This is a genomic window from Staphylococcus pasteuri, assembly GCF_003970495.1.
Lineage (GTDB): Bacteria > Bacillota > Bacilli > Staphylococcales > Staphylococcaceae > Staphylococcus > Staphylococcus pasteuri.
Genome location: NZ_RXWW01000044.1, coordinates 1 through 25605 on the forward strand (window position 1 = coordinate 1; position 25605 = coordinate 25605).

Below are 25605 nucleotides of genomic sequence, written 5' to 3' on the forward strand. Positions count from 1 at the left end.
GTAGTATTTATGGCAAGACTCCTGAGGGAACAGTACTAGTTGAAGACCTTAGAAATTCTCACAGATTTATCTGTGTAGCATTTCTGGCTGAAACTGTACCCTAGGAATGCGAAGCCATACAATACGAAGTATTGGATATAAAGAAAGCACTAAGATGATTAAAATAAATTATCTTAGTGCTATTATTTTGGATATATGTCCTAGCCTCTCTATTTTTTATTTCCCAAGTAATTTAACAACACGTTGTTGTTGTTCTTTACCATCTGGATCGGCTTTTGTTTTTAATTGAGTAAATGTTTCTGACCATTCAGAAGTACGTGTACGAATTGGTGGCTCATTCATTTCTAATGTTTTAAGGATAACTTCTGCAACCTCTTCAGATGTCTGAGAAGATCCTGTTCCATAATTTTCCTTCAAACCACCTAAATATTTATCAAGAATTGGTTTGTATTCGTCGTCTTTAAGACCACCCGTAGACTGAAGTTGTGACATCACATTATTCGTGAACTCTGATTGAATGCCACCAGGTTCAATAACGGTAAACTTAATATTAAATTTAGGTTGAACATAACTCGCCATAGATTCAGTGTATCCTTCTACACCGAACTTCGTTGCACAGTATATTTCATTAAACGGTTGCCCAACTAAACCACCTACAGAAGAAATGTTAATAATACGACCATCTCTTTGACTTCTCATAGTAGGTAATACTGCTTTAGTCATACGAATAACACCCATTAAATTTAAATTCACTTGCCACATAATTTCTTCATCAGTAGCGATTTCTGTTGTTTTGACAAAACCTGCACCTGCATTATTTACAAGAATATCAATGCGACCTTCAGTTTCAACAATATCATTCACAACTCGATTAATATTGTCTACATTAGTGACATCTAAATGTTTAGTATATATATTTAAGTTTAATTCTTGTGCTTTGTTAATTAAATCCTCTTGCTTTTCAAGATTACGCATTGTTGCATATACTTTATAACCATTTTTAGCTAATAAAATAGATGTTTCAAATCCTAATCCAGTTGATGCGCCAGTAATTAATGCTACTTTTTGATTCATGAATAAATACCCTAAGTTTCTATTTTTTAATTGAACTTAGTTTACTTTGTTATTGATAGAATCGCAAAGATTTAAGACCAACGTTGTTCAACTTTACCAAATTTCCAAATCAATGTAGAAATTAACCATGTGATTAAGAATAATGCGACTAAAATATAGCCTAAATAATCAAATTGTATAGATTCAATAAATGACCAGAAGCCTCCAGATAATTTAAATTTGTCAGCCATTATTTGTAATAATTCGATTAAACCAATGATTAAGGCAGCAATTACTGAAATAGTCGTAATCGTAATATTGTAATAAATTTTACGAATAGGATTGAAAAATGCCCAATTATACGCTGATTTCATAACGACACCGTCTAATGTGTCTAATAAACTCATTCCTGCTGCAAATAAAATCGGTAATGACAAAATACCAATAAATGAAATAGCTTGTTGAGAAGCACCTGATGATAGAGCAAGTAATGCAATCTCACTAGCAGTATCAAAGCCTAAACCAAATAAAAATCCTAATGGTAATACATGCCAACTTCGACTAATGACTTTAAAATAAGGACCAACAAATCTTGTAATAAATCCTCGAGATTCTAATAAATCATTGATTTCTTCGTCATTAACTCCTTTTTGTTTTCGCAATTTCATAAACAGTTGAACTAAAGACACTAGAATTATAAGGTTTAATACGCCAATTAAAACTAGGAAAAATCCTGATACTAAAGTACCAATTGTGCCACCAATCTCTTGGAAATGTGGTAGCTCGCTTTTAGCCCATTTTACGGAAATACCTAGTAAAACTGCCATTAAAAATACAACAGTTGAATGTCCAATTGAGAAGTAAAATCCAACACCTACTGAATCACGTTTCTGTTGAATTAACTTTCTAACTGTATTATCAATTGCTGCAATGTGATCAGCATCAAATGCATGACGCAAACCTAATGTATATGCCAATATTCCCATGCCAAATAAAATATGGTGGTCTTTACCAGCAAACCACAAAAAGCTAAACCCAATGATATGAAGTGCAATAACAATACTTATGTATGGCAACCAACTTAATGATTGTCGATTCATGAATTTCAAAATAATACCCTCTTTCCAATAAATATGCTAATTAATCATACTCTGATTCTTGATAACCGAAAAGAAAAATTAATTCGTATAACAAAACTGTTATGGAGAAAATACATATAATTTATTAATTTTTTAAATATCGTGCATATTAAATGATATCTATGACTATACGTTTAGCTAACTATTGAGTTAGGTATTGTAATATTGATAAACATTTTAAATAAAGGAGAGATGAGAAATGGCTGAACAAAATGGTTGTGTTAAATGTGGTCATACTGAAGTAGAAGAAGGGACACTCTCTGCGACAGGCTCAGGTCTATCTAAAGTATTTGATTTACAGCATAATAATTTTAAAACGATTACTTGTAAAAACTGTGGTTACACTGAATTTTATAAAGACACTAAAAATAATAAAATGGATATCGTTGATTTATTCTTTGGTTAAATTTAAAGTACAGGGTAAATTTAATATGATATTTGAGTAGCGTGTATGATATTCATACACGCTGCTTTTTAATATAAACAAACTATTGTTTTTTCTAGGTGATTATTAGTAGACTGATATTATTACTATTTAAAAGAGTGAAGGGAGGACTTTGATGAGTAACGAATATAAAAAAGGGATATTTTTCGCGTTAGGCGCATATGTATTATGGGGAATTTTACCGATTTATTGGGAATTGATTGATCAAATCGGTGCGTTTGAAATTTTAGCTTTTAGAATTATCTTTTCTGCAATATTCATGGTTTTAATTTTGATTGTAGGAAAGCATCAAAGACAGTCCTTTATGAGAGATGTGAATCAGTTAGTATCACATCCGATACAACTTTTAGCAATTATTGTTGCTGGCTATGTTATTACAGTTAACTGGGGTACATTTATATGGGCAGTTACAAACGGCCACGTATTACAGTCTAGTTTAGGCTATTACATTAATCCGTTAGTGAGTATTTTATTAGCATTGATTTTCTTAAAAGAGAGATTCAATAAATTTGAATGGCTAGCCATTTTATTCGCATTTATCGGCGTACTTTATATGACATTGAAAGTTGGAGAATTTCCAGTTGTTTCACTCATGTTAGCATTCTCATTTGGTATTTATGGACTACTTAAAAAGGTTGTTCATATCGATGCGATTAGTAGTATTGCGGTAGAGTGTATTGTTACTGCACCTGCAGGACTAATTTATGTAGGTTATTTATGGCAACAACATCAATTAACGTTTGGTATGAATATGTCTTCATTCTGGTTACTGTTTTCAGGTGCCATTACAGCAATCCCTTTAATTTTATTTTCTGCGGGAGCTAAACGTATCCCATTATCTTTAACAGGATTTATACAATATGTTGGACCAACGATTATGTTTGTTCTAGGCATATTCTTGTTTAATGAACCATTTGATGTTCATCAACTCATTACATTTGTCTTTATATGGATAGGTATTATTTTATATAGTATCTCTCAATATTTAAAAATGAAAAGAAGACCAATTACTTAATAAAAAAGTCATCACCTTAACACTATTTCGAGTGAGTAAGGTGATGACTTTTCTTTATTTTAAAGGATTAAAATATACCTAAAACTTTCATCCATAATGAACCTAAACCAATCCATATAATGAAGTAAACAAAGCCTAATACGATGTTCATTGTCCACCAACGTTTTTGTGTAATGTAACCGGAACCGAAAAGAATTGGTGCAGGACCACTACTATAATGTGTTGTTGAAGCCATTAAGTTACCGAAGAAACCAAGGATCAATGCACTGAATAATGGTGGCGCTCCGGCTGCTACGGCAACACCTAATAATGCTGCATACATTGCACTCACATGTGCAGTTGAACTTGCGAATAAATAATGTGAGTAGAAGAAGAACAGTATTAATAACACAATAACAATTGGCCAACTTAAGCCATGTAAACTTTGAGCAATTACTTTACTTAACCATGGGATGAATCCAAGTTGATTTAATTGATCAGCCATTAATACAAGTACTGAGAACCAAACCAATGTATTCCATGCGCCTGTTTCATTTAATACATCTTTCCAAGTTAAGACACCTGTAAGTAAAAGTAAGCCTAAAGCAATAAATGCTGTTAATGTAGCATCTAAATTAATAAAACTTCCTATCATCCATAACACTAATGCAATGACGAAGATAGCTGCCATGAATTTTTCAGCAAGAGAAACTGAACCCATTTTTGCTAGTTCATTTTCTGCCCAATTTTTAGCATTTGGTGTTTCTTTGACTGTAGGTGGGTACATTTTATAAATAATAAATGGCACTACAATGAGTGAAACTAATCCAGGAACAAGTGCTGCTAAAAACCAATTCATCCATGTTATATGTACATGAGCAGTTTTTTCAGCTAAGTTTTGTGCAAGAGGATTCCCAGCCATTGCGGTTAAGAACATTGCAGCAGTAATCAGATTTCCTTGGAATTCAGTGAAAATCAGGAAAGCACCCATTTTTCTTTCTGTGCCATCTTTTGGTGTTGAGCCAAATGATTCTGAAAGGGATTTAATAATAGGGAACATGATGCCACCAGCACGAGCAGTATTACTTGGAGTTGCCGGAGCTAATATTAAATCAACACCTACAAGTGAATATGCTAGACCAAGCGTCTTTTTACCAAATAATTTTACGAATTGTAGTGCAATTCGACGACCTAATCCAGTTTTGACAAAACCTCTAGAAATGAAGAAAGCCATCGCAATCAACCATATACTCGTATTCCCAAAGCCTTGCACAGCCGTCTTAATATCGACTACGCCAACTAATACAGTTAATGTAAAACCAATGATTGATACTGCACCAATTGGCATAGGTTGAGTGATACATGCGATAATCGTAGCGACAAATATCGCAAACATATACCAAGCTTGTGTATCTAATGAGTCAGGCTTAAGAGGGGTTAAAGCCCAAATCAGTAAACCAACAACAATTGGTAAAATGAATTTTTTATATTTTATTGAGTTTTCCACAATAAGTGTCCTTCTTTCTGTAGAGAATTCATATGTACAACATCAGAATAATCCTAATTGAAATTAATGTACAGAGGGATTTTAAATTTAATCGGTAAGTGATATAGAATATATGTCTAAAACGTTAAAAACTGATTTCACACCGTTGTGAAATCAGCTTAAATTTAGTCTAATTTAGTTGTTTTTTAATACACGTGCCATTTCTTCCATTTTACCAGCATGAAGCGGAATATGGATGGCATTTAACATTAATAAACCTTCAACAGTTGAGAAACCAGCAATCGGTTGATCTAGCTCTATAGCTAATTGTTCATCTGTTAATTTTCTTGCACGTTCAGGAATAGTTTTAATATCATTTAAGATACTTTCTATATTAGGAACGTCACCGTCAATGTTAGACCAATCTGCAGGTTTAGAACCTGGCGCAAATAGTTTTATATAAAGATCTAAATCTACGACATTTTGGTCACCTTTAGATAAAGCATTTTCGAAAACAGTTAATACATGACCCATTTGCCAATGTAAATTATTAGGGAATACGTCGCTATCTTTATCTAATACGTCTTCAATTTTCCAATCTTCGTACATATTTAATAAATAATGAACACCTGTATCTATTACATCATATACTGTGTTAGTCATATTAGTTATTCTCCTTTGTATAAAAATTATACTTATCATTCTAGTAATGTTTACCCGTAATTAATAAGTTGTATGCATTAGAAGCTTGTACAGTTGTAGGATATTTATAGTAAGATGATATTAAGAAAAGTAGCTAAAATAGAATTATAAGGTGGTAACTTGATGTATAAGTATAAAAAAAGGAATCCTTTTTCAACCAAAGCATCTGTTGTATATGATGAAACTAATCAAGACATAGCTTATATTCGAAAAGTTTATAATAACCCAATACAAAGGTTAATCAGTATTTTAACGTTGTCGTTACGTTTTAGAAAATATGAAGTTCGTAATCATGAGGGTAATGTGATAATTAAAGCAGATGCTAAATCCATGCTAGATAGTAAGCATTTTACATTGGATTACTATCACGATAATACGCAACAAAAAGTATTGTTTGATAAAAAGAGTAGTGGAAGTAAAGATACGTATGGCATTATTAAACTCAATGATAGGATATTGAATATTTATGCCGATGAAAATCAAAATGCATATATTAAAGATGCGAAATTAGATACAGATATTGCAAGTTGGAAGCAAGTAGGAGACTATGCAGAAGTTCGAGCGGGAAAAGATTCATTTTTCCAAGAACATACTTTATTATGTATTGCTATGCTTCATATTTTTGCTGATAATCATGTTAGACGTCAAAAAGCATGGTCATTGTTAGGACCACCTACAATATAAAATAGCAAAACCGGAAATGAATGTGCTTTTCATTTCCGGTTTTTTCTTATATGTGACACTAATGTGTTTCGCCTAAAGCTATTTTTAAATCAGGTGAATGGTCGATGGATTTAATAGCAGCGGTTAATCCTTGGACAATTGTATTTAAAGACATGGAAGGTGTGCCGGGTTTGTTAGTAACCTGCTCTGGTAAATAAGGGACATGGATAAATCCAAATAATAAATTAGGGTATTGTGTCGCATTTAAATATCCTAATTGATACAAGATATGATTACATACAAATGTTCCTGCAGTATTTGAAAGTTTGGCTGGAACTCCATTATTTTTTATATTTTCTGTCATACGCTTAACAGGTAAATTTGAGAAGTAAGCGGCAGCTCCATTTTTTCGTATAGGTATATCTATAGGTTGGTTCCCATCGTTATCTGCAATTCGCGCATCATCAATATTAATTCCAATACGTTCAGGTGTGATTTCTGCGCGTCCTCCAGCTTGTCCAATAGCAAGGACAGCATCATAGTGCTCTGAGTTTAATTTTTGCTCAATGACCTCAATAGCTTTATGAAATACAGTAGGAATCTCTATTTTAGTGATGTCATGCTCCCCGATTTGAGAAGGTAATTGTTTGACAGCCTCCCAAGAAGGATTCATTTCATTACCCTCAAACGGATCAAATCCAGTGATCAATATTTTCATAAAAATATCCCATCCAATCGACGTAGTTATTTTAATAAATCATAACATGAGTTAGCTATATTTTAAGCTAAACAAAATTTGTATAAAATTAAATCGGCACATTGATATGCATAATTTCGGATTTAAATATGAAAAGAATTGCACATCTATTAGATTAAGAAATCGCTTACAATGAAATTAGGAGGATTAGATATTGTTAAGTAATCGACAAACAAAGATTTTGTATTTCTTACTGAAAGCAGAAACGTTTGTATCCATCGCTAGGTTAGCAGATATGTTTGATATCTCACAACGTTCAATACAATATGATTTACAACATATTGAAAGTGTTCAAGACAATAAGCAATTCATGTTGATTAGACATAAATCATTAGGTGTAAAGGCGAAGTCATTGAATCAAAATAGTTTAAATAGTGAATTCGAAGCTATCGCTAATACAGTTCATCTTACTAAAAATGAACGTAAAATAAATATTTTAATTACACTTTTTGAGTCGACACAACCTATGTCATCTAATCATTTAGCAGAACTAATGAAAGTATCAAGACGAACTATTGTTAATGATCTTAAATCAGTACAACAATGGTTAGCGACTTATCAATTAGAAATGAAATATATACAAAATAAGGGATTCATCATTATTGGTGAAGAAGAAGCATTTCGACAAGCCTATGCCAATACAGTAAAAAATTATTTCAAAATGACTGTGCCATATTTCCAAGATCATTTATTTTCTGAAGCAGAATTAGCGAGTGTCAGAAAAACAGTTATTGATACTTTAATAGAAGAGGATTATCAGCTTGTACAATCGGCTGTTGATGGCTTGGTATATCATATTATTATTGCTATACATAGATTGAAGTTGAATTACTCAATTGATGTACCAAACAGTGAATATGAAAAAGTATGTGACACAGTTCAATATCGTATTTCTGAAAAATTGAAAAAGAATTTAGAAAAAGAATTTGATATTCAATTCCCTAAATCAGAAGCCATTTTCATAACGTTACATTTATTAAGTTCCAAAATTTCTAATATCAAAGAAAATTACATAAATACTAGTGAATTAGAACATATGATAAACGAGCTTATTAAACAAGTTAGTGTTGAAATGGGCATTGATTTGCGGGAAGACAAAAAATTATTAAAAGGATTAATAGTACACTTACAACCAGCAATTCACAGATTAAAGTTTAATTTAGTTGAAAAGAATCCTTTAAAAGATGATATACAAAATCAATATAGAAATGTTTACGACATCTTAAGTAGAAACATCGAATTAATCGAAAAAACTTATGAAATAACATTTACTGAAGATGAAATTGCTTATCTTACTGTTCATTTTGTTTCTAGTATCGAACGTGTTTCTACACAAAAGCACAGTTATATCAAAGTGGTATTGTTATGTGGTTCGGGGATAGGAACATCTCAATTATTAAAAAGTAAATTAGGCAATATCTATCCTGAATTTGAAGTGATTGATGCATATTCAATTTATCAAATTGATGAAAAAGCATTGTTAAGTAAAGGTGTGGATTACATTATATCAACAGTAGACTGTGAGTTTAATCAGCTCCCAGTTGTAACGGTAGATGCCTTTTTAAATAGAAATTCTAGAGATAAATTAAATCAAATAGTAAATCATTTCAGAGAATCTAAAGTCGTTAATATTGAACATATGGGTGAAAATCTTAGAAAACTTTTACCTGAACATAGAATTATTAAATTAAATCAAATTGTTAATAAAGAAAAGGCTATACATCAAGTTTCAGAATTGTTGTTTCATGATGACATCATTGATTATAGATATGCAGACGAAATCATAAAACAAATGGAATCGTTTGGTCCATATATGATTATTAGTCCACACATAGCTTTACTTCATTCTGATACGACATATGTTCGAAGTGGTGCTGGATTTGCGTTAGCTTATATTGAAAATGGAATTTCTTTTGGCCATCAAACATATGATCCAGTTAAGGTAATTATTGTTTTAGCAACAGAAAAACCTCATATTCACTTAAAAGCACTTGGACAATTGAGTCAGCTTTTAACTGATGAAGTTAAAAAGAAAGCATTTTTGGAAGGAAACATTAAAAAGATAAATCAATATATTAAAGAAATCTCAGTAGAAAGGGTGTAATGAGTGGCATTAGATATTTTGACAGAAGATAAAATTATTATAAAAAATCAAGTATCAAATTGGATTGAAGCGATAGAAATAGCTTCAGAGCCATTATTAGATAACAATATTATTAATCATGATTATATTACTTCAATGATTGAAAGTGTTCATGAATTTGGCCCATATATTGTTATAGCACCGGAGATAGCTATTGCACACGCAAGACCAGATCATAATGTTAACGAAGTAGGATTAAGTCTTCTGAAGCTCAATCAACATATTAATTTTTCAGAGAATAGTCATTATGCATCACTAGTTTTCGTATTGAGTGCAATCGATAATACATCACATTTGAATATATTACAAAGTTTAGCAGGAATTTTAGGAGATTCTGAGAGAGTTACACGTTTAACTAATGCAGAAAATAAAGAAGAAATTATAAAAATTTTAAAGGAGAATGATTAAGATGAAAATTTTAGTAGTTTGCGGACATGGATTAGGAAGTAGTTTTATGGTTGAAATGAATGCTCAGGAAGCTTTGAAAAACTTAAATGCACCTTCTGATGTTGAAGTAGAGCATAGCGATATTATGACAGCTAGTCCTGAAATGGCAGATTTATTTATCTGTGGTCGAGATTTAGAAGAAAATGCAGAACGTCTCGGAGATGTTTTAGTATTAGATAACATTTTAGATAAAGAAGAACTACAGCAAAAACTTGAAAGTAAGTTAAAAGAATTAAATATTATTTAAAAGGAGGTTTGGCATATGAAATCAATTCTTGATTTTATAGTAGACATTTTAAGTCAACCAGCTATATTAGTAGCACTTATAGCTTTTATAGGGTTATTAGTTCAAAAGAAATCAGCATCAGCCATAACTTCAGGTACAATTAAAACCATGTTAGGATTTCTAATTCTAAGTGCTGGCGCGGAAGTCGTTTCAAAATCACTTGAACCTTTTGGCAAAATTTTCCAACATGCATTTGGCGTGCAAGGAATCGTACCTAACAATGAAGCTATTATTTCATTAGCACTAAAAGATTATGGTACTACTGCAGCACTTATTATGGTGTTTGGTATGATTTTAAATATTTTGATAGCACGTGTTACAAATCTTAAATATATATTTTTAACAGGACACCATACATTTTATATGGCTGCTTTTTTAGCGATATTATTAACAGTCGGTCATGTTAAAGGATCGTTAACTGTGATTATAGGTTCAATTATTTTAGGTTTGATTATGGCTATTTTACCGGCACTAGCTCAACCAACAATGCGGAAGATCACTGGAAATGACCAAGTTGCATTGGGACATTTTGGCACTGTTAGTTATTGGGCTGCAGGCGAAGTTGGTAAGTTATTTAAAGGTAAATCTAAATCAACTGAAGATATTAAATTTCCTAAGGGATTAAGTTTTTTAAGAGAAAGTACAATTAGTATTTCAATTACCATGGCTTTATTATACTTTATAGCTTCGTTGTTTGCCGGAGTAGGGTATGTAGATAAAATTAGCGATGGGCAAAACTTTATTGTATTTTCAGTAATTCAAGGTGTTACATTTGCTGCAGGTGTATTTATCATTTTAACTGGTGTTAGATTGATATTGGCAGAAATTGTGCCGGCATTTAAAGGTATATCTGAGAAAATTGTACCTAATTCTAAACCTGCTTTAGACTGCCCGATAGTATTCCCTTATGCACAAAATGCTGTGCTAATTGGGTTCTTTGTAAGTTTTATCACAGGTGTAATAGGGATGTTCATATTATTCTTATTTGGTGGCGTAGTTATTTTACCTGGAGTAGTAGCACACTTCTTCCTAGGAGCTGCATCAGCAGTGTTTGGTAATGCTCGAGGTGGAATTAAAGGTGCTATTGCAGGATCAGCATTGAATGGTTTATTGATTACATTTTTACCATTATTATTCTTGCCTTTCTTAGGAGATTTAGGTCTTGCGTCAACTACATTCTCTGACACAGATTTCTTAGCAGTAGGAATTATATTTGGTAATATTGTGAAATTCACAGGTATCATTGGATCAGTCATTTTCATTATTGTATTAGCAACAGTTGCTATATTTATTAAAAGTAAGTCAGACAAAAAATTAGAACAACAATCTTAAGAAACTAATTTAGTAGTCAACTTTTAAAAAATGAAAAAAGTGATTTTCATATTAATTCACATGCTGACACGTAGTATTATGGCGAGACTCCCGAGGGAACAGTACTAGTTGAAGACCTTAGAAATACTTACGGATTTATCCGTTCAGTATTTCTGGCTGAAACTGTACCCTGGGAATGGGAGCCAATAATACGAAGTATTATAAATAAGCCAGTCAATGAATTAAAAAAATTCATTGACTGGCTTTTATTTTTTGATATATATTCGAAATTTTTTATTCTAACTCAATATTAATGTGACTAATTCTTCTGCGGTTACTTTACCGAAATAGAAGTTTAAATCAATATTGTTAAGACAATCGAGTAAATCACTTTTGACCATGCGAGTACCAATCAATTGGTCTTCTACATCCTTAATATCACCTTGACCGAAGAAATCACCAAAGATACTGCATCCTTCTATACGATTTCCGGCAATTGATAGAGAAATATCAATCGTGCCACATGCGAAGCGGTCGTTACGATTATATTCATAACGTGGAGAACGACCATAGTTCCATTCCCAATTATCATATTTTTCAGCTACTAATTGATCAATACCAGCCCAATCTTCATCTGTTAATTCATAACGTTTAGCATCTTTGATATCATCTATACCCATTAATTGCGTAATAATAAGATCTTTAAAGTCTTGAATCGTGATATTTTGATATTCTGGTGAAAGTGAGTCCCTTATGTTACCTACACGAGCGCGTACGGATTGAATACCTTTTGATTCAATCTTTTTGCGATTAGGGTTAAGTGATTTAACCATTGCTTCATAATCAACATCTAATAGTAATGAATAGCCACCATAAATACGTTTGTTAATAACAGTCATTGCCGCACCAGAAACTTTTTTACCATTGAGTGCTAAATCATTACGTCCACTTTGAATAACATCAGTAGCACCTAAATTATGTAATGCTTCAATCGCTGGACGGTAAAATCTTTGAAAGTCTCCATAGATAGATGTGTCTTGTTCTAAAATACAACATACATTCACTGCGCCTTCATCTACGTAAACAGCGCCACCACCAGTATCTCTACGTACGACTTTAATATTATTATCATCAACATAGTCTTGGTTTAACTCAACAGCAGTATTTTGAAAACGTCCAATCTCTATTTTAGGTTTGCAATAATAAGGTAATAGAATGTCTTCATCTAAGAAAATGTTTTGGTTTACATATACTTGCATCGCAAGATTTACGGCGCCATCAGCAATGTATTCGCCGTTTCGAATAGGTTCAATTAAATACATATTTTTAGCTCCTAAGTTGTTAATTTTTGTTGTGCATCTGTAATTAATGTCGAAATATCTTCAGTTAAATGAATTGTTTTATCTTTAATTGTATTTGGAATGCGATAAGCCTTTTTATTTAAAGTCATAAAAATAGCGTCTGGGTTTTGACGTGTCATGCGTTGGAATGGATGTTTCACAAATTGAGGTGTCGTATAGCCGATACCAATTTCTAAATACAATACTTTACCCGTTTGATGTGCTTCAAGGAAAGCATTATAACGGTCTAGTTGTGCATGGAAATCTGCATCTTCTACCATGCCAACTTCTGCTTTACGTTTATTAATTTCCATAGGGGCATCACATTTAGGACAATGAGGAATAAGTTCCCAAGGAATTTTCATATCTTCTTGTTTGGCTACCATTTCACGAATGGCATCATCATCACGATAAGTCTGTGCATGGCAGTGTTGACTACATTGCCATAAAATATATTCACCTTGAATATGAAATACTTTATTTAAATCATAATTAGCTACGAGAAAAGCATTATCGGCGTTTGTTGTAATGATGTGGTAGTCTTTATCTTTTAATATATTTTTAAGTGCTACATAAGAAGCACCGACTGGTTGATCTAAATAATTGAGTTTGACAAAGCGACTTTCAAACGCCCAATATTCTTGCCAACTACCATATGGATATAAACTGGCTTGAAGCATATCGAAGAAGTTATATTTTTCGATAAAATCAGGAAAATTAGACGTGAAACGTTCTCCAACATATGTAAAACCATCTGATGCGGACATACCCGCACCGATACCGATAATCACTGCATCGGCTTCATCGATGGCTTGTGCTAAAATGCTTGATTGTGATGCTTCGCTTTGAGCAAGTTGGAGCGCTTTCCAATTAGTTTGATTCATAATGACTAAGCGCCTCCTTATATAATGCATGGTCTTCATTAGAAAAGACGTTGAATACAACTTTTAAAGATGACTGAGATTCTTTTAAATAATCTAAAACTGTTTCAATAGCAATATTACACGCTTCCTGTTGAGGAAAACCAAAAACACCGGTAGATATACAACAGAAAGCGATATGTTTCATGTCGTATTGGTCAGCTAATTTTAAACAATTAAGATAACTATTAGCCAGCAAATCTTTATTCATTTGAGAAACAGGCAATTTACGAACTTGAGGCCCAACTGTATGCAACACATACTGTGATGGAAGATTATAAGCAGACGTTATTTTGGCTTTGCCCATGCCTTCCTTACGACCTTGTTCTTCGATAATATCATGACATGCTAAACGAAGTTGAACACCTGCTTTAGTGTGAATGATATTGTCTATACAGTTATGATTTGCTTGCATACAGCCTAATAAACGACTGTTTGCAGCATTCACAATACCATCTACCTTAAGACGAGTAATGTCACCTTGCCATAAATAAATATTGTTTCCTAAAATAGGTGATAACTCATCGATGTTAACCGGATTTTCATTGTTTAAAGTGCTTAAATACGCGTCTTGTATCTTAAGGAATTCATCGTCAATTGGTTTAGGTGATCGTACATTTACTAATCCTCTAAATAATTCCCATCGGTCTTGTTCATTAGAAGGTATGTTTAAAGACTTATCACCATGTGCTTCTTGCCACAGATATTGAATGAGATAATGTAGTCGCTCTTGTTGTGTCTGTATCATTTATGCCTCTGGTAATGCATTGAATGCGTCTTCGTCAACATCTTCTAATTTAACTAACCAATTGTCTTCAGGTTTTTCAGAATTTAAGATAGCAGGTTCATCTTCTGCTTTAGTGTTACGCTCAACAATTGTTCCTGCAAGAGGTGATTGAACATCTAATACTGTTTTAGAAGCTTCAATACTTACAATTTCATCATTTTTCTCGACTTTATCTGGAGACATGAATTCTACATAACCAACAGTACCTACGTCATCTTGTAATTCTGGAGTCATATAGTACACGTATTGATTTCCTTCTTTTTCAACTTTGATATAATTTGCTAATTTAGCCATTTTGCATCTTCCTTTCAATATTTATAAATATGCTTGTGCTAGTAATTCGATAGTACGGCAACGATTATCAATACCTGGTAAAAGTGGAACAATTAACACTTCATCTGCATTAAAATCTTCAACCATTTTATCTAGTTTTGGTTTAACAGTATCAATTGTACCAGCTAATATCGAAGCATGTGTATCTTGTATTCGTGTTCGGTCACGGTCGGATAATTGATATGCTGCTGCTGTTTCAGGAGAAGGGAATTTGTCGAACTCTGAAAAGTTTTCCTTTCCTAATAACCAGACATCTAAAGCTTGTTGTAAGTTGTAAGCTTGTTCTTCTGTATCAGTAACGATAGTGAAAACAGTGATGATGACTCTTGGTTCCATTTGTAATGATGTTGTTTGAAAGTGATCATGGTACGTTTGAATACTTAACTTACTTGATTGAATAGCAGTTTCGTTAGGTAATAAAAATGTACCTAAGACAAAGCCCATACCTTGTTCTGCTGCCATCTTAGCTGAACGTTGACTCATAGCTAGTAACCACATATCTGAATGATGTGAAATTTGTGGTTGTGCAATAATAGATGGAAAACGTTGTTCCGCTGTTTGATCCGTTATATATTGTCTGATATCGATAATGCTTTGTTGATAATCTAGATAATCAGCTTTATCTTCATCCATAGCACGTTTGACTATAGGCGTCCCCACATTATTACCAATACCTAAGTCGACACGATTAGGATAAAAATTTTCTAACATACGAAAGTTTTCGGCCACTTTATAAGGACTATAGTGTGGAAGCATTACGCCACCAGACCCTAACTTAATATGTGATGTTTGTCCTAACAATTGCATGATTAATAGTTCTGGACTACTACATGCAAAGGCAGGCACATTGTGATGTTCTGTAATCCAAAAACGTTTGTAATTTAATTTATCAGCCAGTTTAGCTAATCGGACTGTATCATCTAAAGCTTGTTGTGCATTTTTTCCTTCATCAATCATTGCATAATCAAGAATACTTAGTTCCACCAAAGACTCATCTCCATCTTACTTCCGTTTTATATACCCATCCTTATTGTAACTGTCATTGCCCTAATTTGTTAAATTTTTGGATTAAAAAATAAAAAATAATTGTTAAAGTATATTCGTACTAAAAGCGCCATAGTTAAAATATAAAAATCATATTAATGGGTGACACAATTTCTTAAATTGATTATTGGGCATGTTAGTGATACGTTGAGTTTAATAAATGTGAACGAAAGAAGAGGATACGACATGGAAGATTACTCAGCATTGTTACAACCTATTCAATTACCTAATGGTTTACAACTTAACAATCGATTTGTTTTATCACCGATGACAACTAATTCATCAACGAAAGAAGGACATATCACCGATGAAGACTTACGATATGCTGAAAGACGTGCACATTCGGCAGCATTACAAGTGACGGGTGCTGCGTACATCGAACCTTATGGTCAACTATTTGAATATGGATTTAACATTCAGGATGATGCATGTATTCCAGGTTTGAAAAAAGTTGCTCAAGCAATGAAAAAAGAAGGCAACAAAGCAATTATACAATTAGCTCATGCAGGACGTTTTTCGAATCAAGCTATTCTTAATTACGGACAAGTATATGGTCCAAGTCCTATGACATTACATTCACCCATCAAACATGAAGTATTAGAAATGTCACAAGAAAAAATTCAAGAGGTCATTCAACAATATGCAGATGCGACTTCAAGAGCAATTCAAGCGGGCTTTGATGGTGTTGAAATTTCTATAGCACAACGATTGTTACTACAAACATTCCTTTCTACCTTTTCCAATCAACGTCATGATAAATATGGTGTAGATTCACTGGAAAACCGTACACGATTTTGTTTAGAAGTGATGTCAGCTGTGCAACAAGTGATAGATGAAGAAGCGCCTGAAGGTTTTATATTAGGTTATCGGGCTACTCCTGAAGAAACACGTGGTAGTGACTTAGGCTACACGGTAGATGAATTTAACCAACATCTAGACTGGGTAATGGAAGTTGCTGATATACAATATTTAGCTATCGCAAGTTGGGGACGTCATATATATCAAAATACGACACGTACACCTGGCGAGAACTTTGGACGACGTGTGAATCAAGTTGTCTATGAACATTTAAATGGTAGAATTCCTATGATTGCTAGTGGTGGTATTAATTCCGTTGAAACAGCTTTAGACGCATTACAAAATGCAGATATGGTAGGTATGTCATCACCATTTGTGACTGAGCCAGATTTTGTTAGTAAGTTAAAAGAAGGTCACCCTGAACAAATCAATTTACACGTACAACCGGAAGAATTCGATGCATTAGCGATACCACATGCTGCATTCAAAGATATAGTGAAAATGATGGATTATGGAGAAGGATTAAAAAAACAAACTCGCGATGAGCTTCGCAAATTAGAACAAAACTATGATGAATAATCTTACATGATGAGATGAAAAGGTATAAATATCGTAATCAAGTTATTTATACCTTTAAAAATGATAAAAAAGATATGTTTAATGAGAGTGAAGCATGCTATAATAACTTATGTCTTAATTGATAATAATTCTCATTTAAAATATAAGGAGTGACAAATGTGTCTATCAAGGTAAATAAATTTGATGGCAGTCTCGTATTAGCTGCGTGCTTTGCAGTGTTAACATATTGGATGTTCGCACAATCGTTTATCAATATAGGTTCTAGTGTGCAACAAACATTTGATACAACGGATGCAACTAAAAACTTATCTATCAGTCTAGTAGGCTTTGTAACTGGTATATTTATGGTTTGTGCAGGGGATGTTGCCGATAAAATAGGAAACTTAAGAATGACGAAATTAGGCCTATTATTTAGTATTATTGGTTGTTTAAGTCTGATTAGTACGCATATTACTGCGTTTTTAATTATTGGACGTGCATTTCAAGGTTTATCAGCGGCGATTTTATTACCGTCGACGATAGGGTTAGTTACAGATCATTTTAAAGGACAACAATTACGTAAAGCATATAGCTATTTAATGATTGCAACGGTAGGTGGTATAGGACTTACATCATATGTGGGTGGATGGTTATCTGGTCACTTAGGCTGGCAATCTATATTTATAGTTTCTATCGTGTTATCAATCATTGCTTTAATAATATTACGAAATAAACAAGAAGCACCTCGAGAAGAACGTAATCATCAACCATTTGATTATGTTGGTATGGTGTTGTTTGGCATATTTATCGCGGCATTGATGATTCTAATGACTCAAGGATATACATACGGCATTGGGAAATTCACAATCACACTTGTCGTTATTATTGTCATTGCATTATTAATATTTTATTTTTATGAAAAGAAAAAGACAGTACCGTTTATTGACTTTTCAATTATAAAAAATAAATCATTTTTAGGAGCAACGATTAATAACTTTGTTGTTAATACTGGTACAGGTACAACAGTTGTATTTAACGGCTATGCTCAACAACAACTTGGCTTAAACGAAGCACAAACGGGATTAGTCATCGTACCTTATACAATTATGGCGATACTGATGATTCGTTTCGGTGAGCTTGCGATTAAACGTTTCGGTGGTAAAAGTATGTTAATTGCCGGTCCACTATTCCCAACATTAGGAATCATTTTAATTAGTATGACGTTCTTTGTGCCACATTGGTATGTTGGAGTAGTAGTGGTAGCGTTTGTGATATGTGCCATTGGTAACGGCTTAGTTGCTACACCTGGTCTAACTGTTGCAGTATTTAATATGCCTGATGATAAAGTAAGTTTTGCCACTGGTTTATATAAAATGGGAGCAACGCTTGGTATGGCATTTGGTGTTGCAATTAACACCACAATCTTTACTGTTTGTTCGCAATTTTATCCAGTTGCCACTGCTGCATCGATTTCATTCTTAACAGGTGCAGTTATGATGGTATTAGGTGTTATTTCTGCGTTCATACTTATTCCAAAAAATGTAAAAGCATAATAACAAATAATAATAAATTAGGCAGTATTGATACAAATTAAAACGTATCAGTACTGCCTTTATATATGCTATATATTAATTTAAAGACGTTGTTGAAATGCCTTGTATGGGTTCATAAATGATTAAATCATGTTGATTTAAAAGATCTTCATTGAGCTGTAATTCTAAAATTTGATTAGATTGATAGTATTTGACGTACATCGTTTTAGTACTTAAATTAAATACAGTTTGATATAGCGTATAGTAAAAATCACTGCCTTTAGGACGCACAGCTCCTTTTGGAATGCTCACTGTGTCTAAAATTCTAAAAGCATCTAAGATAGGATTATCGTTTGGTGATGGTTTAAGATGACGTGTTAAATAAGCAGCACGGACAAATCTTTCAGTTGATGTATAACCACCAGGTAAGCCGTGTGTACCGCTTTCTGCTCCTAAAGGTTGTAATGTAGCTCCATTGGTTAATTGAGATTGTGGTTGATAAGGTGTGATATTAATATATTGTTTGAGATTCTCATAATGCCAATTTAAGTCTGGATGATTCGTTAATACGCCAATTGGATTATCACGAACTACCATACGTCCGTCTTCAAAAGTGATTTCTGCAGAACGTCCAGTTGCGTCGGATACATGATAATGAAGCGGTGGGACGTCAATAATATCATTAAGTGTTACGGCGACGACATTAACTTTGCTTGTATGTTGAATGAGTTCTTCAATCGTTTGATGATATCCAAGTACCCAAATTAATACATCATTTTGAGAAATATTAATATAATCGTCTAGTATTTCTGAAGCGTAGGTGCAATAATCTCTGTCGTATTGTGTAGAAATAGCAAGACCATGTTCATTCATGCCATCACCAAACATAAAGCCTTCCATGTCACTTCCTGTGCCGACAAAACCATATAAAGTAGTACCTTGATAATCAGCGCGAGACTCCCAAGTATAATGACGAGGCAGTATTGCTGGATGACCTGTTAAAGGCCAATCATAATCCATTGTTCGACCTAAAATAGTCTCATTTTGATAAGACTGAAACGTAAAACCAGTACACATTAAGCAAACCTCCACATCTTTTAATTGATAACTATTATCAATTATATTCTTGATAAACATTTAATTCAATGAACTTGCAAAATAAAAAAGGACCACATTTTTTTAAATGGGTCCAATCAATAATTATTTATGCGTGAGCGTGTTCTGGTACGTCTTTAAAGTTTTCTAAACGACGATTCCATTCTTCATCACTAATGTCATGAGTTGCTACATAACGGTTACGTTCATGTTTAGCGCAATCATATGAACAAGCGCCTAAATATTTTTCTTCGTTTTCTTCTGAAACAAGAATTTGTTTATTACATTCTGGATTTGCACAATTAATGTAACGTTCACAAGGTGTGCCATCAAAATGTTCTTTACCGACAACCGTTTTTTCAACTTGGTTAACATCTACACTAATACGTTCATCGAAAACGTACATTTTGCCATCCCAATATTGGCCTTTAGTTTCAGGATCTTTACCGTAAGTAGCGATACCGCCATGTAATTGACCTACGTTTTCAAAGCCTTCTTTAACTAACCAACCAGAGAATTTTTCGCAACGAATACCACCAGTACAATATGTCACGATGTTTTTACCATCTAATTGATCTTTGTTTTCACGAATCCAATCTGGTAAGTCTCTGAAACGTGTAATATCTGGACGTACTGCACCACGGAAGTGTCCTAAATCAAATTCATAGTCATTTCTAGCATCTAAGATGACTGTATTTTCATCTTCAAGTGCTTCTTTAAATTCTTTAGGTGAGTAATATTTACCAGTTGTTTCACGTGGATCTACATCGTCTTCTAAATCAAGTGCAACGATTTCTTTTCTAGGACGTACGTGCATTTTTTTGAAAGCATGACCTTCAGCTTCATCAACTTTGAATGTCATATCTTTAAAACGTTCGTCTGCATGCATATGTTCCATATATTTATCAGTATCTTCTTTTGTACCTGATAATGTACCGTTAATACCTTCTGTAGATACTAAAATACGACCTTTTAAGTTATTGTTTTTACAAAATTCTAAATGTTCAGCTGCAAAAGTTTCGGGGTCATCAATAGTTGTATATTTATAATATAAAAGTACTCTATAATCCATTCTTATTCTCCTCTAAATATTAATCTAATTATTTCTACATCATATATGATTATTTATCATTTGTTTCGTTAATGTCTGTGCATTTTTTTATACCATTATAATATTGTACCAAAATTAGCAAATGATTCAATATCTCAGCTTATAAATTAAAAATGATTATGTATTATTTTATATATTAAATTTTAAAATGAGTTAGCCTTTCAATGACTTTAAAAATAATTTCAGATAAAATAGGAGTGATTAATATTAAAGAAAGAAGGGGTATGGATATGGAACAAAATGGATTACCAACATTAAAATATGAAGGGAAATCAGCAAGTGTCGCACCGATTGTTTCTGAAAGTGAACTTCAAACAATTACGGCTGAACCATGGGTAGAAATTTCCGATAAAGGACTACAACTTGAAGGACTACAGTTTGATCGTGATGGTCAATTATTTTTACTAGATGTTTTTGAAGGTAATATTTTTAAAGTAAATCCCGAATCTAAAGAAGTAACACGTCCATTCCAATCAGAAAAAGACAATCCAGCAGCAATTAAAATTCATAAGGATGGTCGCTTGTTTATTTGTTATTTAGGTGATTTCAAATCAACTGGCGGAATCTTTGCTACTACTGAAAAAGGGGAACAGTTTGAAGAAATTATTGCTGAATTAACTACTGAATATTGTATTGATGATATGGTGTTTGATAGTAAAGGTGGATTTTATTTTACAGATTTTAGAGGGTATTCAACTAATCCTCAAGGCGGTGTATATTACGTATCACCAGATTTTCAACATGTAACACCTGTGATACAAAATATTAGTGTTGCTAATGGTATTGCTTTAAGTACTGACGAGCGCACTCTTTGGGTAACTGAAACAACTACTAATCGTCTACATCGAATAGACTTAGAAGAAGATGGAGTGACGATTGCACCATTTGGCGCGACGATTCCATATTATTTCACAGGTCATGAAGGACCAGACTCATGTTGTATAGATAGTGATGATAATTTATATGTAGCAATGTATGGGCAAGGTAGAGTATTAGTATTTAATAAAAAAGGCTATCCGATTGGACAAATATTAATGCCAGGTCGAGATGAAGGTCATATGTTACGTTCTACACACCCTCAATTTATCCCTGGTACAAATCAATTAATCATATGTGCGAATGATATAGAAATGGGTGGCGGTTCTATGTTGTATACAGTTAATGGATTCGCAAAAGGCCATGACAGTTATCAATTTCAATAAGAAAATAGATTAAGTTAACGGGTGAAAAATATGTATGAAGACTATGAAAAATTAGATTTTGTTGATTTAATAAGTGAGCGCCATAGCCATTTAAGAGGGATAGTTGAAGACTTAACGAATCAAGAAATAACTGATAGCAAATTATCAAGTTCTGAGTGGTACGTTATTTTTAGAATTTATAAAAAGCAATTAAGTTTTGTAGAATTAAATCAATCAGTGAATTTATCACGTCAAGCCATTCATAAAGTTGTAAATAAATTACAAGATAAAGAAATAGCTGTTATAAAAGATGTAGAAGGTAATAAAAAAGAGAAAAGTGTACAGCTCACAAAATATGGAGAAAAATGTTATGAACAGTATTTAAAAATTAATCAACAATTAGAATCGCATATTGAAAAACAACTTGGTACTGAAAATATGAAAACCTTAAAGAAACTTTTAAGTGAAGATTGGAACTTAAAGGAGTTTAAAAATAACTGAATATATCTTTTGTTAATTAAACTGTTGAATTTACACAGATTGTAGTTCAACAGTTATTTTATGCCTTATTTTTGTCAACTAAGTTGACAAAATTGAAACGCATTTGCTAAAGTTAGTGCTAATGCTTTAAAAAAAGAATGTTATAAGGGAAGAGGTATAGAATGACGACTCAAGTAAAAGTAAAAAGTCCCAAAATGTTTGCTTTTGTATTAATGATAGGTGGATTTATGGGAATGTTTAGTGAAACAGCATTAAACATGGCATTAACAAATGTAATGAGCGATTACCATGTTAGTGCTGTTTTAGCCCAATGGTTGACTACAGGATATTTATTAACGATGGCATGTATGGTACCCGTATCTGTCTATTTAACTAAATGGTTTAGCACAAAAAAATTGATAATATCAGGTATCATATTATCTCTTATAGGGGTTGTAATTGCTGCAATAGCACCTGCATTTTCCTTTTTACTATTAGGTCGTATTGTCCAAGCGTTAGGTACTGGAATTATTCTGCCGTTAATGGTTACAGTGTTAATGCTTATATTCCCCATTGAAAAAAGAGGGGTAGTTATGGGGATTATGGGACTTGTAATGACTGCAGGACCAGCTTTAGGACCAACTATTGCTGGTATCATCATTTCATCTCTTAGTTGGCACTATATTTTTTGGATTAGTGCAGTATTATATGTCGTTATTTTAATTATAGCTATCAATAAAGTAGAGAATGTTTCAGAAATTACGAAACCGAAAATTGATATATTATCTATTATTTTATCGACAATTGGATTTTCTGGAATAATTTTTGGATTAAATATGATGGCAGAACAACCATTCATGAATATAGTTGTTTGGGGACCGTTGTTGATTGGTATTCTTGCATTAATAGTCTTTGTTAGACGTCAATTTACACTTAAATCTCCAATGTTAAATTTAAGAGTATTTAAATATGGCATGTTTAATTTAGGGGCTCTTATGGTTTTTCTTGTTATATTATGTATTCTAGGATCAGGTATTATTCTACCGATATATATCAAGGGATCGTTAATGTTTAGCGCTATTATGGCAGGCCTTATCTTATTACCAGGCAATATTATGAATTTAATTTTGTCCCCTATAATAGGTCAATTATTTGATAAATTTGGGGCGAAAATATTTGGTATATTTGGTTTTGTTATTTTATTTATTTCTATGTTAATCTTCGCTTTTACCATATCAGCGCATACACCAGTTTGGGTGATTATCTGTAATTTCATGTTAATGTTTATAGGAATAACAATGATTATGATGCCTGCTCAAACAAATGCACTAAATCAGTTACCAAAAGAATTATACCCGGATGGTTCTGCAACGATTACTACATTAATACAAGTGGCTGGTTCAGCTGGTACCACAATTGCTATTACAATATATACTATTGCAATGAAACATTTTTCAGAAACTCATGAAAAAATATCAGAAACAATATTAATAGCACATGGAGCAGAAAAAGCATTCTGGTATTTAGTAGTCTTAGCATTCATTGGTTTAATTTGTTCATTATTTGTTAAAAAGCCAAAGGTAGATAATTAAGAAAAATAAGTATTAAGGTTTGTATACTAATTTAAGTGTGCAAACCTTTTTAGTTATAAAATAAAAAAACGTCTAGGTTTATACCCAGACGTTTTAAAAAAATATATTTAAATTAGTCTTGTACGCTGAATTCTGCTGAAGCTTCGAATTTAACGTCTTTACCTAACATTACGCCACCAGTTTCTAATGCTTGGTTGAAGTTGATCCCGTATTGTTCTCTGTTAATTTTACCAGTTACGATGAAACCAGTAACTTGTTCGCCGTTCATAGGGTTTTTACTTACGCCATTGAATTCAACGTCAAATTTTTCTTCATGAGTTTCACCTTTAATAGTTAAGTCACCAACAACACTGTTTTCGCTGATTTCTTTAGTTACGAAAGTGATTTTGTCGAATTCGTCAGTACCGAAGAAATCTCCTGATTTTAAGTGATTGTCGCGATCTTCATTAGCAGTATTGATTGATTTTGGATCGATTGTTACTGTTGCTTTTAAAGAACTTAAGTCGTTAATGTCGCCTTCAACATTTACGTCAAATTGATCAAATGTTCCTTTAACTTTTGATACCATTAAGTGTTTGATTTGGAATTCTAAAGAACTGTGTACGCTATCGAATGTAAATTGAGTCATAATTAACTCCTCCGTTTTCTTTTTAATATATCATTTGTACTTGATATAAATAATATACTACACTATTTTTAGAAAAGCAAACTTTTTAATGCTTAAATATCTAAAAGTTTTAGGCTTTTTCTACTTTAAAAGTATATTTATTAACAAAAAGTGTCAAATGATAAGAATGAAAAAGTAGAAAAATTAAAATACGGGAAAAATAAAAGTAAAGAGGTGTTTAAATATGACAATTTCAAGAGGTATTAATCATATTGGACTTACTGTTCCTGATATTGAAGAAGCAACACAGTTTTTTAAAGAAGGTTTAGATGCAAAAATTGCTTATGATAGCCAAACAAAATACGACAACCCTAGAGAAGGAGAATTTGTTGAACGTGTCTTAGGACTACAACACGGTGCCAAAATTATTAAAAAACGAATGATGGTATTTGGAAATGGACCTAATATTGAACTATTTGAGTTTAAAGATGCAACACAACGTCAAGCAGAGACATTGCAAGATATTGGCTATACGCACATATCTTTTTATGTAGATGACTTTGAGCATGCTGTAAAACAAGTTAAATCTGCTGGTGGCGAGCCAATTTCAGAACCACATTTAAATACACGTTATGAAGATACGAACGATAATCAAACAGTTTATATCAAAACACCATGGGGCAGTTTAATTGAATTACAAACGATTCCTAACGGATATTATTATCCTCCTGATAGTGAATCAGAAGTTTACATTCCGAACGAAATTAAGTGATGAGTTATGATTGTTCGAAAAAGGGGTAT

General features: G+C 32.7%; 26 protein-coding genes. 13 read left to right on the forward strand and 13 right to left on the reverse strand.

What is annotated here, in order from left to right; genetic code table 11:
• Positions 1-216: 216 nt before the first annotated feature.
• Both CD121_RS07205 and CD121_RS07210 read right to left on the reverse strand, forming a co-directional pair.
• The gene (locus CD121_RS07205; RefSeq protein WP_126567705.1) at positions 217-1074 is read right to left on the reverse strand and encodes an SDR family oxidoreductase; all 858 of its coding nucleotides are present in this window, start codon (positions 1072-1074) and stop codon (positions 217-219) included.
• A 71-nt stretch (positions 1075-1145) separates the two neighbouring features.
• On the reverse strand, positions 1146-2153 hold the full coding sequence (locus CD121_RS07210) for a HoxN/HupN/NixA family nickel/cobalt transporter (protein ID WP_037536337.1): 1008 nt from the start codon (positions 2151-2153) through the stop codon (positions 1146-1148).
• A 238-nt stretch (positions 2154-2391) separates the two neighbouring features.
• On the opposite strand from CD121_RS07210, the gene CD121_RS07215 reads away from it, so the two are divergent.
• Positions 2392-2598: a zinc ribbon domain-containing protein gene (locus CD121_RS07215; RefSeq protein ID WP_017637304.1), complete on the forward strand. Its 207-nt coding sequence runs from the start codon at positions 2392-2394 to the stop codon at positions 2596-2598.
• Positions 2599-2752: 154 nt separating this feature from the next.
• Positions 2753-3652, forward strand: a complete 900-nt coding sequence (rarD, locus tag CD121_RS07220; RefSeq protein WP_070452882.1) for an EamA family transporter RarD — start codon at positions 2753-2755, stop codon at positions 3650-3652.
• A gap of 67 nt (positions 3653-3719) precedes the next feature.
• On the opposite strand, the gene CD121_RS07225 is transcribed toward rarD, so the two are convergent.
• Positions 3720-5138, reverse strand: a complete 1419-nt coding sequence (locus tag CD121_RS07225; protein WP_126567708.1) for an anion permease — start codon at positions 5136-5138, stop codon at positions 3720-3722.
• Positions 5139-5312: 174 nt separating this feature from the next.
• The gene (locus CD121_RS07230; protein ID WP_070452888.1) at positions 5313-5780 is read right to left on the reverse strand and encodes a bacillithiol transferase BstA; all 468 of its coding nucleotides are present in this window, start codon (positions 5778-5780) and stop codon (positions 5313-5315) included.
• A 162-nt stretch (positions 5781-5942) separates the two neighbouring features.
• Here CD121_RS07230 and CD121_RS07235 point away from each other — a divergent pair, with 162 nt between their 5' ends.
• Positions 5943-6503 carry a tubby C-terminal domain-like protein gene (locus CD121_RS07235; RefSeq protein ID WP_126567711.1) on the forward strand — a complete coding sequence of 187 codons (561 nt, stop codon included), beginning with the start codon at positions 5943-5945 and terminating at the stop codon, positions 6501-6503.
• 58 nt (positions 6504-6561) lie between these two features.
• On the opposite strand, the gene pcp is transcribed toward CD121_RS07235, so the two are convergent.
• Entirely contained in the window at positions 6562-7200 is a 639-nt protein-coding gene (gene pcp, locus CD121_RS07240; RefSeq protein WP_126567714.1) for a pyroglutamyl-peptidase I, read from the reverse strand.
• Between the two features lie 193 nt (positions 7201-7393).
• On the opposite strand from pcp, the gene CD121_RS07245 reads away from it, so the two are divergent.
• Genes CD121_RS07245 through ulaA form a run of 4 tightly spaced genes read left to right on the forward strand, consistent with a single transcriptional unit; the run spans position 7394 to position 11447 of the window.
• Positions 7394-9343: a BglG family transcription antiterminator gene (locus tag CD121_RS07245; protein ID WP_070452897.1), complete on the forward strand. Its 1950-nt coding sequence runs from the start codon at positions 7394-7396 to the stop codon at positions 9341-9343.
• A gap of 3 nt (positions 9344-9346) precedes the next feature.
• Positions 9347-9790 carry a PTS sugar transporter subunit IIA gene (locus CD121_RS07250; RefSeq protein WP_017637297.1) on the forward strand — a complete coding sequence of 148 codons (444 nt, stop codon included), beginning with the start codon at positions 9347-9349 and terminating at the stop codon, positions 9788-9790.
• A gap of 1 nt (position 9791) precedes the next feature.
• Positions 9792-10076 (forward strand): PTS sugar transporter subunit IIB, encoded by a 285-nt coding sequence (locus CD121_RS07255; protein ID WP_017637296.1) that lies wholly within the window; start codon positions 9792-9794, stop codon positions 10074-10076.
• Between the two features lie 15 nt (positions 10077-10091).
• On the forward strand, positions 10092-11447 hold the full coding sequence (ulaA, locus tag CD121_RS07260; protein ID WP_070452899.1) for a PTS ascorbate transporter subunit IIC: 1356 nt from the start codon (positions 10092-10094) through the stop codon (positions 11445-11447).
• A 278-nt stretch (positions 11448-11725) separates the two neighbouring features.
• Here ulaA and lplA read toward each other — a convergent pair whose 3' ends face one another.
• The 5 genes from lplA to CD121_RS07285 are packed head-to-tail and all read right to left on the reverse strand — an operon-like array spanning position 11726 to position 15793.
• Entirely contained in the window at positions 11726-12748 is a 1023-nt protein-coding gene (lplA, locus tag CD121_RS07265; protein ID WP_070452902.1) for a lipoate--protein ligase, read from the reverse strand.
• Positions 12749-12759: 11 nt separating this feature from the next.
• Positions 12760-13650 carry an SIR2 family NAD-dependent protein deacylase gene (locus CD121_RS07270; protein ID WP_117238806.1) on the reverse strand — a complete coding sequence of 297 codons (891 nt, stop codon included), beginning with the start codon at positions 13648-13650 and terminating at the stop codon, positions 12760-12762.
• Positions 13637-14434, reverse strand: a complete 798-nt coding sequence (locus CD121_RS07275; RefSeq protein ID WP_126567716.1) for a protein-ADP-ribose hydrolase — start codon at positions 14432-14434, stop codon at positions 13637-13639. The genes CD121_RS07270 and CD121_RS07275 overlap by 14 nt, the downstream gene beginning before the upstream one ends.
• The gene (locus CD121_RS07280; RefSeq protein ID WP_029056213.1) at positions 14435-14767 is read right to left on the reverse strand and encodes a glycine cleavage system H family protein; all 333 of its coding nucleotides are present in this window, start codon (positions 14765-14767) and stop codon (positions 14435-14437) included. It lies immediately after the preceding gene.
• Positions 14768-14788: 21 nt separating this feature from the next.
• On the reverse strand, positions 14789-15793 hold the full coding sequence (locus tag CD121_RS07285) for an LLM class flavin-dependent oxidoreductase (RefSeq protein ID WP_046467196.1): 1005 nt from the start codon (positions 15791-15793) through the stop codon (positions 14789-14791).
• Positions 15794-16036: 243 nt separating this feature from the next.
• Here CD121_RS07285 and CD121_RS07290 point away from each other — a divergent pair, with 243 nt between their 5' ends.
• Both CD121_RS07290 and CD121_RS07295 read left to right on the forward strand, forming a co-directional pair.
• Entirely contained in the window at positions 16037-17227 is a 1191-nt protein-coding gene (locus tag CD121_RS07290; protein WP_046467195.1) for an NADH-dependent flavin oxidoreductase, read from the forward strand.
• Between the two features lie 158 nt (positions 17228-17385).
• A complete protein-coding gene (locus CD121_RS07295; RefSeq protein WP_017637288.1) occupies positions 17386-18759 on the forward strand; it encodes an MFS transporter in 1374 nt (457 codons plus the stop codon).
• A 75-nt stretch (positions 18760-18834) separates the two neighbouring features.
• Here CD121_RS07295 and CD121_RS07300 read toward each other — a convergent pair whose 3' ends face one another.
• Positions 18835-19815, reverse strand: a complete 981-nt coding sequence (locus tag CD121_RS07300) for a choloylglycine hydrolase family protein (protein ID WP_126567719.1) — start codon at positions 19813-19815, stop codon at positions 18835-18837.
• A gap of 127 nt (positions 19816-19942) precedes the next feature.
• The gene (trhO, locus tag CD121_RS07305; protein ID WP_029056208.1) at positions 19943-20905 is read right to left on the reverse strand and encodes an oxygen-dependent tRNA uridine(34) hydroxylase TrhO; all 963 of its coding nucleotides are present in this window, start codon (positions 20903-20905) and stop codon (positions 19943-19945) included.
• 269 nt (positions 20906-21174) lie between these two features.
• Between trhO and CD121_RS07310 the strand changes: the two genes are divergently transcribed.
• From CD121_RS07310 to CD121_RS07320, 3 genes are all read left to right on the forward strand, one after another.
• On the forward strand, positions 21175-22146 hold the full coding sequence (locus CD121_RS07310; protein WP_070452923.1) for an SMP-30/gluconolactonase/LRE family protein: 972 nt from the start codon (positions 21175-21177) through the stop codon (positions 22144-22146).
• A 30-nt stretch (positions 22147-22176) separates the two neighbouring features.
• The gene (locus CD121_RS07315) at positions 22177-22626 is read left to right on the forward strand and encodes a MarR family winged helix-turn-helix transcriptional regulator (RefSeq protein ID WP_017637285.1); all 450 of its coding nucleotides are present in this window, start codon (positions 22177-22179) and stop codon (positions 22624-22626) included.
• A gap of 161 nt (positions 22627-22787) precedes the next feature.
• On the forward strand, positions 22788-24197 hold the full coding sequence (locus tag CD121_RS07320; RefSeq protein ID WP_046467193.1) for a DHA2 family efflux MFS transporter permease subunit: 1410 nt from the start codon (positions 22788-22790) through the stop codon (positions 24195-24197).
• 112 nt (positions 24198-24309) lie between these two features.
• On the opposite strand, the gene CD121_RS07325 is transcribed toward CD121_RS07320, so the two are convergent.
• The gene (locus CD121_RS07325; protein WP_017637283.1) at positions 24310-24825 is read right to left on the reverse strand and encodes a YceI family protein; all 516 of its coding nucleotides are present in this window, start codon (positions 24823-24825) and stop codon (positions 24310-24312) included.
• A 223-nt stretch (positions 24826-25048) separates the two neighbouring features.
• Here CD121_RS07325 and CD121_RS07330 point away from each other — a divergent pair, with 223 nt between their 5' ends.
• A complete protein-coding gene (locus CD121_RS07330; RefSeq protein ID WP_126567722.1) occupies positions 25049-25576 on the forward strand; it encodes a VOC family protein in 528 nt (175 codons plus the stop codon).
• The last annotated feature ends 29 nt before the right edge of the window (positions 25577-25605 follow it).